Origin of the sequence: Roseiarcus fermentans (genome assembly GCF_003315135.1) — a bacterium.
GTDB classification, from domain to species: domain Bacteria; phylum Pseudomonadota; class Alphaproteobacteria; order Rhizobiales; family Beijerinckiaceae; genus Roseiarcus; species Roseiarcus fermentans.
In genome coordinates this window covers 1-12,136 of the sequence record NZ_QNRK01000041.1, presented here as the reverse complement: position 1 = coordinate 12,136, position 12,136 = coordinate 1, and the positions used below count along the sequence as shown (strand labels likewise).

Here is a 12,136-nt window from a genome sequence, read left to right as displayed (position 1 = left end):
ATGGCGATCGATTTAGCCTTTCGAAGAAGGGCCGTCCGGAAGTTGACCAATGCAATAGGCTGCTATGTCCTGTGTGACCTAGATCAGGTGCCGCTCTACGTTGGCCAATCCGTGGATGGCATAAGAGCCAGGGTCAATAGGCACCTGACGTCTGCGCGAAGCGATATTATAGCGAATCGTCAGGTCGATGTTTGGGAGATTGCCTGGGTCTGGACTTATCCTCTTACTCGCAAGGAGGATATCAGTCCACTTGAAGAGGCTCTATTCCACGAGTTTCACCTGAAATCTGCGCTCATGAATGGGAAAGTGCCCAAGCACGCGCCGCATCCGATCGCGGTTCCCGCCGCCGCGCAGAGAATTCAAGTCATGGCAGACGAGGAGATCAGGGAGAAGAAAGATCCGGCGCTTCGTCTCCCTCGACAGGCAGAGCACTACAGTCAGATTGTCGGCCATTTCCTGGCTGTTAAGAACTCGAAGGAAATTGCCCTCGCCATCGGGGCCCACTTCCAGCGGCTTCAGAAATATCACCGGGAGCTTTTGGGGCTTGCGGAGAATATTGAGGGCGACGCCGGCGATGAATAGCGTCCGGCATGCGGCGCTCAGCGCATGACCCGGCGGGCGCTCAGCGCATGAGCTACGACCGCTCCGCCGTGATGCGGGCGGTGAAGTCGCGCGACACCGGCGCGGAACGCGCGGTGCGGGCGCTGCTGCGCGCGATCGCGCCCGGCTACCGGCTCAACCGCGCCGACCTGCCCGGAAAACCCGACATCGTCTACGGCCGACGGAGACTGGCGATCTTCGTCCACGGCTGCTTCTGGCACGGGCACGACTGCGCGCGCGGCGCCCGCATGCCGAAGACCAACGCCGACTACTGGCGGGCGAAGATCGCCAGAAACCGCGCCCGCGACGAAAGAACCCTCGCCCTGCTCGCGGCGATGGGCTGGCGCACGCTCGTCGTTTATGAGTGCGAGTTGAAGAGCCTAGACTCTCTAACTATGAAACTAAAACGGGCGCTCGTGCTTGTCGAACGAACCTGAGATTGCCATGTCATTGCGGATATCCGGCAACTATCGTACATTTGCTCTGAATAACTTGAGGTCCACATACGTAATCATCTTCAATTCCCTCGGAAGTTCTTTCATAGGATCTATCGCGGGCTTCAGTCAAGAAACAAGACATCCCGTCTACAATTCGCAGCCGATAATAAGCCGTATCGTGGATGGAAGTTGATACTCCATCCGGATACTTGTCCTGGAAATCCCATTCAAACGCGAATATAAATTCACTGTTAGTTATGGTTGCTAACGTTTTCACGTCCACTGGAACCGATTTTGACTCCGTACCGCTCGTTAACAAACGCGCAGTTTGCGTCGTTTTCCAACCTTCGTTCAAAAATGCGAGAACACCACTTTCCGCTTGCTTGTAGAAAAAATACGCCTTGCCGTTATTTGCGACAAAAATGCTGGTCATGTTCGCGCGCGTTTTCAATTGTGGCTTAATAGTGTCTTGAATATATCGACAATTATTCACCGTATACTTAAATGATATCATCTTATTATTAAGGCCATCTGTTACGCTTTTGTCGATACACTCTTGATTGTTATTAAACATAAAGCATCTCTTGTTTGCGCATTCCCGTGCTTCCACTAAATGAGATCCAGAAGGGTGTTTACGCAGATAATTCTCACACCCCTCTGCCGTTCCGGCACTGCGAGCGTCACTCCACGCTGCGCCATCTTCATCAATTTCTTCTGGTGCGGGTCCCGCATTCCCTTCGGAGTCTCGAACGCATTTCTTCGCCTCGCTCACGTGAGAACCCAGCAAATAGACCCTGAGGTAGTCCCGACACGCATCTGCAGAACCCTTGGTCTCTGCCTCTTTCCACGCTCTGTCGTCCTGAGCGGCCCATTCGGCGCCGGCTTCTGCTTCCTCTATCTCGTTCTTGCACTGCCGCGCAGCGACAACGTGCAATCCAGCAGGAAAATCGTGCAAGTATACGTCGCAGGCTTCGATGGTCCCTTCCTTGCGGGCCTTGTTCCATGCCGCATCGTCTTGCGCATCTCTAGCGCGAGCTTTCGCGATCTCATTGTCCGCAATGCACTTCCGCGCATCATTGGCGTGACTTCCGGCGGGGTACGCAGTTAGGTATTTACTGCATTCGTCTGGCCTTCCTGAGCCGGAAGCCATTTCCCACAACATGTCGTCATCGTCGGGCAGCACCGACTGTCTTGCCAAAGTCAGCCTGTCCCGCCAACTTGGTTCGTCCATTACAATTGCCACCGCGCCGGCGATCGTGGTAATTAGTATCGCTACAAGCCGATTTCCAATTATGTTTTTGACGGTTATGTAAAAAGCTGATATTAAAAATCCGTACGTAAATACAGCAAAACCTATTTCAAACGCTTTAGCTAAGCCAATGATTTTTGTTGCTTGACCCGTCTCAATCAAACCGCCAAACCTAGTCAGAAAATAAGTAGCCAAGACGACAAATATCGATATACACTTGCGAAAGATGCCCATATTTGTGGAACTCTAATTTCGCGCACGGCATGTTAACGAACGTTTCCAAAGAATTCGGATTTCTTGTCGCACCGAGCAAATCAAACTGCTTCCTGGGCGAAAAGATCAGGTATCGCTCTGATTCGGCGAGCGTCCATTCCCCATGTAATATTCCGTGACCCCGTTCCATGATTGGGGTTCGAACGGTATATGCAAGCGAAATCTGCTGTTGACCAGTACGACTTTTGTCGCACTGCTCGAATCCGATTTTCAATCCTCTTACGCCCCGTAAGCCTTCATGAACACCTCGACCGCGGCGGCGACCGACGCATCGATCTCCTTCGGGTCGGCGCTCTCGACGACGCCGAACAGCACCTGTTTGTAGACTCGGCTCTGGCACAGGTCGATGAACTGCCAGGCGGCGCGCTCGGGATCGGGCAGTCTGAGAACCCCGGCGTCCTCGAGGCGACTCAGCTCCGCCGCGAGCCGCGTCGCGCCGTAGAGCGGACCGGCCTCGTAGAGCGCGCGGCCGACGGCGGGAAATTTTTCCGCAGCGCCAATGACAATGCGCCCGAGCGAGATATGGCCGGGGTCGGTCAGCTTGCGCATCAGGCTCCGCCCGAAATCGGCGAGCATGTCGCGCACGTCGCCTTCGCGGCCGAACACGCACAGGCGCTCCGCCGTCTGCGCCTTCTGCTCGCGGATGATTTCCTTGAACAGGTCCTCCTTGGAGCCGAAATGGGCGTAGATCGTCCCCTTGGATACGCCGGCCGAGCGGGCGATGTCGTTCATGCTCGCGCCGTCGAAGCCCGCGGCGAAGAACACCGCGCGCGCCCCGTCCATGATCTGACGACGCTTGGCGCCCCCGTCCGCGGACGCGACGACCTCCTGCTCGAGACTCTCCGCCCCCATCGTTTCGGACCCCGCGCGCAACGCCTGACCGAACCGTTCGGTTCGATTTCCTGTTGCGATACTCCGCGCTTTCGGCTATGTCAATCCGCAAGTGACCGAACCGTTCGGTTCAGCGTTCGAGCCGCGTTCAGGGGATTGTGTTCATGGACGACGAAGTCGCTGTATCCGCGCCCGCCAGCGAGTCGCGCGCCGTCGCGACTGCGCCTTCCACCGCCGTTTCGGCGCTGGCGCCGGCCGGAGGGCCCCCCGCCGCGCCGAGGGCCGCGGCTGGCGCGCCGGTCGCGGCGGCGCCGAAGCGGTCCGGCCTGCGGCGCCTCGTCCTGCCGGTCCTGCTCATCGCGGCGATCGGCTACGCCGGGACATGGGGCTACGATTATTTCGTCGAAGGCCGGTTTCTGGTGTCGACCGACGACGCCTATGTCGGCGCCGACACCGCGATCATCGCCGCGAAGGCGTCGGGCCACCTCCTGCAGGTGCCGGTCGTCGCCAACCAGGTGGTCCGTCAGGGCGACCTGCTGGCGCAGATCGACGACGGCGACTACCGGCTCGCGGTCGAGTCCGCCCAGGGCAAAATCGACACGCAGGACGCGACCATCGCCCGCTTCGGCCGGCAGATCGACGCGCAGGGCGCGATCATCGATCAGGCCCGCGCGCAGATCGAGGCCTCGCAGGCGCAGTTGCGCTCCAGCCAGGCCGACGCCGAGCGGGCGGCGCTGGAATACGACCGCTCGCTGAAGCTCGCCCAGACCAATTTCGGCTCGCAGCAGCGCCTCGAACAGGCGACTGCCGATCGCGACCGCACCATCGCCGCGATCGCCGGCGCGAAGGCGAGCGCCGCCGCCGCCGCCGCCGCGCTCGAAGGCGCGAAAGCGACGCTCGACGTTCTCAAGGCGCAGCAGGGCGAAGCGACCCGCCAGCGCGACGAACTGACCACCGCGCTCGCCCGGGCCAAGCGCGACCTCGGCTTCACCCGGGTGGTCGCGCCGTTCGACGGCGTGGTCGGCAACAAGGCGGCCGAGGTCGGCAATCTCGTGCAGCCGGGCACGCGACTGATGGCGCTCGTGCCGCTCAACGCTTCCTATGTCGACGCCAATTTCAAGGAGACCCAGCTCGACGGCATGAAGCCCGGGCAGAAGGTCGACGTCGCCATCGACGCGCTCGGCGGCAGGACGATTCCGGGCGTCGTGTCGTCGATCTCCCCGGCCTCGGGGTCGCAGTTTTCGCTCCTGCCGCCGGACAACGCGACCGGCAACTTCACCAAGGTGGTGCAGCGCGTCGCGGTGCGTGTGACCTTCCCGGAGGACGTCCTGAAGGAGACGCCGCTTCGTCCCGGACTGTCGGTGGTCGCAACCGTCCATACCCGCGATCCGGACGCGCCGAAGCCGACGCTGCTGGGCGCGCTCGGCCTCGACGCCTTCGGCAAGGCGACGGCGAAGCCATGAGCGACGCCGCCGCTCTTCCGTCGCGCAGCGCGCCGGCCGCCCCGGCGCGGCCGATGGTCCAGCCCGGCGCCTCGGAAGCGCATTTCACGACGCGCCGGCTCGCCGCCTTCATCTTCATGGTGTTCGGGATGTTCATGGCCATCCTGGACATCCAGATCGTGTCGGCGTCGCTGTCGCAGATCCAGGCGGGCTTGTCGGCCTCGTCCGACGAGATCACCTGGGTCCAGACCAGCTATCTGATCGCCGAAGTCGTGATGATCCCGCTGTCGGGCTTCCTGTCGCGGGTGGTTTCGACGCGGGTCATCTTCACGATCTCGGCCGGCGGCTTCACGCTCATGAGCTTCATGTGCGCGCAGGCGAACACGATCGAGCAGATGATCTTGTGGCGCGCGCTGCAGGGGTTCATCGGCGGCGGCATGATCCCGACGGTGTTCGCCTCGGCCTTCACCATCTTCCCGCGCTCGAAGCAGCCGCTGATCGGGCCGATCATCGGCCTCGTGGCGACGCTCGCGCCGACGATCGGGCCGACGGTCGGCGGCTATCTCACCGACCTGTTCTCCTGGCACTGGCTGTTCCTGGTCAACATCGTGCCCGGAATCATCGTCACCGCCGCGGCCTGGCTGCTGATCGACTTCGACGAGCCGGACTGGTCGCTGCTCACCCATTTCGACTATTTCGGGCTTCTCGCGATGGCGGGGTTCCTCGGCGCGCTCGAATACGCGCTCGAGGAGGGCCCGTCGAAGGACTGGCTCCAGAGCGGGCCGGTGACCTGGGCGATCGTGATCTCGGCGACCAGCGGGGTGGCGTTCTTCGTGCGGATGTTCACCGCCCGGCAGCCGATCGTCGATCTGACCACTTTTCGCGACCGCAATTTCTGGACCGGCACGGTGTTCGGCTTCGTGCTCGGCATCGGGCTCTACGGCCTGACCTACATCTATCCGGTCTACCTCGCCGTCGTGCGCGGCTATTCCTCGCTGATGATCGGCAAGACGATGTTCGTCACCGGCGTGTGCATGTTCCTGACCGCGCCGTTCGCCGGGCGGCTGATGACCCGGATCGACGCCCGGGTGATGATCGCGGTGGGATTTTCGCTGTTCGCGGTCGGGACGTATCAGGCCTCCTTCGTCACCGTCGACTGGGATTTCTGGGAGCTCTTGTGGCCGCAGGTGTTCCGCGGCGTCGGGCTGATGCTGTCGATGGTGCCGATCAACTTCCTCGCGCTCGGCACCCTGCCGCCCTCCAAGATCAAGAACGCGTCGGGCCTCTACAACCTCATGCGCAATCTCGGCGGCGCGGTCGGCCTGGCGCTGATCAACACCATGATCGACAAGCGCATGGACCTGCATCTCGAGCGCCTGCGCGAATCCGTGACCTGGAGCCGGCCGGTCGTCACCGAGAGCCTCGCCGGCATGGCCGCGGCGCTCGCCGACCGCGGCTCGGACGCCGAACTCGCCGCCACCAGGCAACTCGCGCTCATCGTGCGGCGGCAGGCGGAGGTTCTCGCCATCTCCGACGTCTTCCTCGCGCTGACCGTGATCTTCCTCGGCTGCGTCTCGCTGGCGGCGCTGATGCACAAGCCGGTCGCGGCGGGCGGCGGCGGCGGCGGGCACTGAAGGCGGCCGCTGCGACGACCGGGCGGGAGGCGCCGGCTTCCGCTGTTCGCGGGTCAGGCGCAAGCGGGGCGGATGGCGCCGGCGCTCTGTGCGCCGCGTTCCATAGCCCTGCAGGCCGGGGCGGCGGCGGCGATCGCCGCGGCCCGCGACGCCACAATGACGAATATGCAGTCGCGACGTCGGCGCGCGGACTTCCCACGCGCCGGGAAGCGGGCGCTGAAGCACGCCCCGGGCCTCGTTCACGGCTCGGCCGTTGAGATGGTCCTTCCGGTGTCGGCGAGGAGTTGACGGGTGTAACGCGGGCAGTTATACCATCAAATTCATAGACGACATTCCGTCCATCGACCTACATCATCCTGGTGGACGGCGCAGGCGGCTAAAGGGGTTCTCCCATGCTTGGTTTTCGGCTCCCGGCGAGGGGGTCTCTCCCGGCCCTCGTCTTCCTCGCCTGCGCCGCCCTGATCGGCCGCGACGCGCTCGCCGACACGACGCTGCTCAACGTCTCCTACGACCCGACCCGCGAACTCTATAAGGCCGTCGACCAGGCCTTCGCCGCCGACTGGAAGGCCAGGACCGGCGAGACCGTGACGGTGCAGGCCTCGCACGGCGGTTCCGGCGCTCAGGCGCGCGCGGTGATCGACGGACTGGCGGCCGACGTGGTGACGTTGGCGCTCGCCGCCGACATCGACGCCATCGCCGCCAGGACCGGCAAGATTCCCGCCGACTGGCAGAAGCGCCTGCCGCACAATTCCTCGCCCTACACCTCGACGATCGTGTTCCTCGTGCGCAAGGGCAACCCGAAGGGCGTCCACGACTGGAACGATCTCGTCAGGCCCGGCGTCGCCGTCATCACCCCGAACCCGAAGACCTCGGGCGGGGCGCGCTGGAACTTTCTCGCCGCCTGGGGCTGGGGCCTGAAGGCGTACGGCGGCGACGAGGCGAAGACCAAGGACTTCGTCGCCGGCATCTACAAGAACGCCCCCGTCCTCGACACCGGCGCCCGCGGCTCCACCATCACCTTCGCCCAGCGTGGCCTCGGCGACGTGCTGATCGCCTGGGAGAACGACGCCTTCCTCGCCTCCCAGGAATTCGGCAAGGACCAGTTCGAGATCGTCGCCCCGTCGCTGTCGATCCTCGCCGAGCCGCCGGTCGCCCTCGTCGACGGCAACGTCGACGCCAAGGGAACCCGCAAGGTCGCCGAGGCCTATCTGAACTACCTCTACACGCCAGCGGCGCAAAAGCTCATCGCGAAAAACTATCTCAGGCCTGCGAGCCCGGAAGCGGCGGACAAGGACGACCTCGCGCGCTTTCCCAAGCTCGAGCTGATCACGGTCGACGGCGCGTTTGGCGGCTGGAAGAAGGCGCAGGCGAAATTCTTCGCCGACGGCGGCGTGTTCGACGACATCGTGAAGACGCTGCATTGATCGCCGTCGGGCGCAGGCCGCTCAAGACGCCGAGCGCGCTGCCGGGCTTCGCGGCCACGATGACCGCGACGCTGGTCGCGCTCGCGGTGGTCGTGCTGGCGCCGCTCGCGGCGCTGCTTCTCAAGGCGTCGACGCTCGGCTTCGGCGGCGTCGTCGAGGTGGCGCTGCAGCCGCGCGTGCTCGCCTCGCTCAGAGTGACGTTCGGCATGGCGATCGCCGCGGCGCTGGTCGATCTCGTGTTCGGCCTGTGCGTCGCCTGGACCCTGACCCGATACGCGTTCCCGGGGCGCCGCCTCCTCGACGCGATGGTCGACCTGCCTTTCGCGCTGCCGACCGCAGTCGCGGGCATCGCGCTTTCGACCCTGTACGCGCCCAACGGCTGGCTCGGCGCGGTCCTGGCGAAGGTCGGGGTGAAGGTCGCCTATACGCCGTGGGGCATTCTGGTCGCGCTCGTCTTCGTCGGCCTGCCGTTCGTGGTGCGGACGGTCGAACCGATCATCGCCACGCTCGAGCGCGAGCAGGAGGAGGCCTCGGCGACGCTCGGCGCGACCCGGCTGAGCACGCTCTGGCGGGTGGTGATCCCGGAACTGACCCCGGCGCTGCTCACCGGCGTCGCGCTCGCCTTCGCCCGCGGCGTCGGCGAATACGGATCGGTGATCTTCATCGCCGGCAACGTGCCCTATCTGTCCGAGATCACGCCGCTGCTGATCGTCGTCAAGCTCGAGGAATACGACTACGCGGGCGCGACCGCGCTCGCCGCGATCATGCTCGCGATCGCGTTCGTCATGTTGCTCGCCATCAACGCCGCGCAGTCCTGGACGCGACGGAGCCTCGTCCATGTCTGATCTGGCGGCGGCCCCGCGCCCGGCCGCGGTCGCCGACGAAAGCGTCTCCGCGCGCGGCGTCTTGATCGCCGTGACGGCCGGGTTTCTCGGCCTGTTCCTGCTCGCGCCGCTTCTGGTCGTCGCGGTCGAGGCGTCGAACAAGGGATGGTCGGGCTATGTTTCGGCGCTCGCCGACCCGGACGCGCGCGCCGCGATCGCGCTGACGCTTGTCGTCGCCGCCATCGTCGTGCCGCTCAACACCGCCTTCGGGCTCTGCGCCGCCTGGGCGATCGCGAAATTCCAGTTTCGCGGCAAGAACCTGCTCACGACCCTGATCGACCTGCCGTTTTCGGTCTCGCCGGTCGTCTCGGGCCTCGTGTTCGTGCTGCTGTTCGGCGCGCAGGGCCTCATGGGAAACTGGCTCGCCGCGCATCATGTCCAGATCATCTTCGCGGTTCCCGGCATCGTGCTGGCGACGCTGTTCGTCACGTTTCCGTTCGTGGCGCGCGAAGTGACGCCGCTGATGCAGCAACAGGGGACCGCCGAGGAGGAAGCCGCGCTGACGCTGGGCGCGAGCGGCCTCACCCTGTTCCGCACCGTCACGCTGCCGAACGTCAAATGGGCGCTGCTGACCGGGGTGCTGCTCGCCAACGCCCGCTCGATGGGCGAGTTCGGCGCGGTCTCGGTCGTCTCCGGCCACATCCGCGGCCTCACCAACACGATCCCGCTCCAGGTGGAGATCCTTTACAATGAGTACAGCATCGCAGCCGCTTTCGCCCTCGCCTCCCTCCTCGCGGCCCTGGCCCTGGTCACGCTCGGCCTCAAGACGTTTCTGGAATATCGGGGAGGCGTCGCGCGGCATGACCGCTGACCTTGCGGCGCCTGTCGCCGTCGCGGCGGGCGAGGGCGGGCATGCCCGGGCGCCCGAAGCGCGCCGGGCGCACAGCATCGCCGTGCGCGGGCTGACCCGGACCTACGGCGCGCAGGTCATTCTGGACCGGATCGATCTCGACGTCGCTCCGGGCGAACTGCTGGCGCTGCTCGGGCCGTCGGGCTCCGGCAAGACGACGCTGTTGCGCCTGCTCGCCGGCCTCGACGCCGCTTCGTCCGGCGCGATCCATCTGGACGGCGAGGACGCCGGGCGGCTGACGGTGCAGGAGCGCCGGGTCGGTTTCGTGTTCCAGTCCTACGCCCTGTTCCGGCACATGACGGTGTTCGACAACATCGCCTACGGGCTCACGGTGCGGCCGCGCCGGCTGAGGCCGTCGCGGGCGGAGATCGCGTCGCGCGTCGCCGACCTTCTCGACATGATGCAGTTGCCGGGTTTCGGGCCGCGCTATCCCGCGCAGCTGTCGGGCGGGCAGCGGCAGCGCGTCGCGCTCGCCCGCGCGCTCGCCATCGAGCCGCGCGTCCTGCTGCTCGACGAGCCGTTCGGCGCGCTCGACGCCAAGGTGCGCAAGGATCTGCGCAAATGGCTGCGCGACATCCACGACCGCACCGGCCTGACCACGGTGTTCGTCACCCACGACCAGGCCGAGGCGATGGAGGTCGCCGATCGCGTCGCGATCCTCAACGCGGGACGGATCGAACAGATCGGCCCGCCCGGCCGCATTCGCGAGCGTCCGGCCACGGATTTCGTGCGCGCGTTTCTGGACTAGCCAGTGATCATGACGACCCCAGACTCCCCGGCCGACGGCGCGAAGCGCCGGGGCGAGGGCGAGCGGCGCAGCGGGCCGCCGCGATCCTTACGCAACCTTAACGCTGCCGGCCCTTGCGGCGACGGGTCGCACGGCCATATGATAGGGCAAGGCGCCCATGCAGAAACCCTGCCCGGGCGCCGCTCCTGATTCACGAGGTTTCACCAATGTCCGACTATGACCGCTACGCAAACCCGCGCACGGGCGCGGGATACGCACGGTCCGGCGCGGTCGTCGACGAGGGCCTGCGCGCCTATATGATCGGCGTCTACAACTACATGACGCTCGGCCTCGGCGTGACCGGCCTCGCGGCGTGGCTCGCCTTCCAGTTCGGCACGGTTTCGGTCGGCGGCGGAAGGTTGGCGCTGACCGACTTCGGCCACCTGATCTACGCGTCGCCGCTGCGCTGGCTGATCGTGCTGGCGCCGCTGGGCCTGGTGTTCTGGCTCAGCGCCGGCCTCGAGCGGATGTCCGTCGCCACCGCGCGCAACGCCTTCCTCGTCTTCGCCGCGCTGATCGGCCTGTCGATGTCGGCGCTGCTGGTGGTCTACACCGCCGGCTCGATCGCGCAGGCGTTCTTCGCCACCGCGGCGGCCTTCGCCAGCCTCAGCCTCTACGGCTACACCACCAAGCGCGACCTCAGCGCCATGGGCTCGTTCATGATGATGGGCGTCATCGGCCTGATCATCGCCAGCCTGATCAACATGTTCATGCAGAGCTCCGGCCTGCAGTTCGGCATCTCGCTGCTGGCGGTGGTGATTTTCGCCGGCCTGACCGCCTGGGACACCCAGTCGATCAAGTCGATGTACTTCGCCGGCGACGGGTATGACGCGGTGCAGAAGAAGTCCATCCACGGCGCGCTGCGGCTCTATCTCGACTTCATCAACATGTTCCAGGCGCTGTTGATGCTGACCGGGTCGAATCGCAACAGCTGACACAAATCCGTAAACGAAATTTTATAATGGAGCCCCGGTCCGCCTTGTGCGGCCCGGGGCTCTCATGTTAACGCCGCCCACGTTGTGGTTTGGAGGGGTTGATGGCCATGTCGCGGACGGCGGCGATCGTTGCAGCCCTGGCGCTCGCCAGCAGCGCCGAGGCGGCGGATCTCAAGATCGTCGACGTCAAGGCCTATGTCTTTCTCGAGCGCGCGGGCAAACTGTCGGACGACATTCTCGCAGGGCCGGCGCTGGTCGACGCGCCCAAGGGCGGCGCGCCCGGCGGCGATACGGCGACCGGCGTCCTGCTCGATTTCACCTTTTCGGGCGACCGGAATTTCGCGCCGAAATACGCCACCGCCACCGTCGACCTGACCCAGACCGGCCACGGCGGCCAGCAGATCGTCACCCACAAGGCCTTCACCGGCTTCCGCTTCGGCGACGACGGCGTCGAGCACAAGGCGATCTACCTCGAGAACGCGACCTGCGCGCCGCTCGCCGTCGCCATCCACGCCGGCAAGACCGAAAAGCAGGTCCAGCTCGACTTCTCCTGCACCGAAGTTCGCGCCTCGAACTGAGCGCGGCGTCGCGCCCCCGTCGAGCGCGGTCCTGACGCCGCGGTCGACGACAGCGGTCTTCGGCGCAACGCTCGCCCGAGCGCGGTCGGCGACCTCGCCGGCAGCGGCGCCGGCTAGCCCGCATTTCTCATAGTGCGCCACCTACCTCGCCATTCTGACGGTCGCATCGGCGCGGAGTTTGTCATGGACGAGCGCGTCCGATGCGCCGTCTG

The 12,136-nt window shown here is 65.0% G+C and carries 11 protein-coding genes and 1 pseudogene; 10 read left to right on the top strand and 2 right to left on the bottom strand.

The features are described 5' to 3' along the window. Together DFR50_RS26205 and DFR50_RS26200 are read left to right on the top strand one after the other, a co-directional pair. A complete protein-coding gene (locus tag DFR50_RS26205) occupies nucleotides 1-582 on the top strand; it encodes a GIY-YIG nuclease family protein (protein ID WP_113892324.1) in 582 nt (193 codons plus the stop codon). 47 nt (nucleotides 583-629) lie between these two features. Continuing rightward, nucleotides 630-1,037 (top strand): very short patch repair endonuclease, encoded by a 408-nt coding sequence (locus tag DFR50_RS26200; protein ID WP_113892322.1) that lies wholly within the window; start codon nucleotides 630-632, stop codon nucleotides 1,035-1,037. 10 nt (nucleotides 1,038-1,047) lie between these two features. Here DFR50_RS26200 and DFR50_RS31720 read toward each other — a convergent pair whose 3' ends face one another. Both DFR50_RS31720 and DFR50_RS26195 read right to left on the bottom strand, forming a co-directional pair. Then, nucleotides 1,048-2,481 carry a hypothetical protein gene (locus tag DFR50_RS31720; RefSeq protein ID WP_147262932.1) on the bottom strand — a complete coding sequence of 478 codons (1,434 nt, stop codon included), beginning with the start codon at nucleotides 2,479-2,481 and terminating at the stop codon, nucleotides 1,048-1,050. A 297-nt stretch (nucleotides 2,482-2,778) separates the two neighbouring features. Further along, nucleotides 2,779-3,411, bottom strand: a complete 633-nt coding sequence (locus tag DFR50_RS26195) for a TetR/AcrR family transcriptional regulator (RefSeq protein ID WP_113892320.1) — start codon at nucleotides 3,409-3,411, stop codon at nucleotides 2,779-2,781. A gap of 143 nt (nucleotides 3,412-3,554) precedes the next feature. Between DFR50_RS26195 and DFR50_RS26190 the strand changes: the two genes are divergently transcribed. The 8 genes and pseudogenes from DFR50_RS26190 to DFR50_RS26150 all read left to right on the top strand — a co-directional run bounded on the left by DFR50_RS26190 (nucleotide 3,555) and on the right by DFR50_RS26150 (nucleotide 11,924). Next, entirely contained in the window at nucleotides 3,555-4,853 is a 1,299-nt protein-coding gene (locus DFR50_RS26190) for an HlyD family secretion protein (RefSeq protein ID WP_113892318.1), read from the top strand. Next, the gene (locus tag DFR50_RS26185) at nucleotides 4,850-6,466 is read left to right on the top strand and encodes a DHA2 family efflux MFS transporter permease subunit (protein WP_113892316.1); all 1,617 of its coding nucleotides are present in this window, start codon (nucleotides 4,850-4,852) and stop codon (nucleotides 6,464-6,466) included. The genes DFR50_RS26190 and DFR50_RS26185 overlap by 4 nt, the downstream gene beginning before the upstream one ends. A gap of 392 nt (nucleotides 6,467-6,858) precedes the next feature. Further along, the gene (locus DFR50_RS26175) at nucleotides 6,859-7,890 is read left to right on the top strand and encodes a sulfate ABC transporter substrate-binding protein (RefSeq protein ID WP_113892312.1); all 1,032 of its coding nucleotides are present in this window, start codon (nucleotides 6,859-6,861) and stop codon (nucleotides 7,888-7,890) included. 59 nt (nucleotides 7,891-7,949) lie between these two features. Beyond that, nucleotides 7,950-8,735 carry a sulfate ABC transporter permease subunit CysT gene (gene cysT, locus DFR50_RS26170; RefSeq protein WP_113892423.1) on the top strand — a complete coding sequence of 262 codons (786 nt, stop codon included), beginning with the start codon at nucleotides 7,950-7,952 and terminating at the stop codon, nucleotides 8,733-8,735. Continuing rightward, nucleotides 8,728-9,585: a sulfate ABC transporter permease subunit CysW gene (cysW, locus tag DFR50_RS26165; RefSeq protein ID WP_113892310.1), complete on the top strand. Its 858-nt coding sequence runs from the start codon at nucleotides 8,728-8,730 to the stop codon at nucleotides 9,583-9,585. The genes cysT and cysW overlap by 8 nt, the downstream gene beginning before the upstream one ends. Then, a pseudogene (locus DFR50_RS26160) lies at nucleotides 9,575-10,366 on the top strand (sulfate/molybdate ABC transporter ATP-binding protein); the annotation flags it as partial. The gene cysW and the pseudogene DFR50_RS26160, both read left to right, overlap by 11 nt. Nucleotides 10,367-10,578: 212 nt before the next feature. Then, nucleotides 10,579-11,346, top strand: a complete 768-nt coding sequence (locus tag DFR50_RS26155; protein WP_113892306.1) for a Bax inhibitor-1/YccA family protein — start codon at nucleotides 10,579-10,581, stop codon at nucleotides 11,344-11,346. Nucleotides 11,347-11,447: 101 nt separating this feature from the next. Then, nucleotides 11,448-11,924, top strand: a complete 477-nt coding sequence (locus tag DFR50_RS26150; protein ID WP_113892304.1) for a hypothetical protein — start codon at nucleotides 11,448-11,450, stop codon at nucleotides 11,922-11,924. Nucleotides 11,925-12,136: the final 212 nt, after the last annotated feature.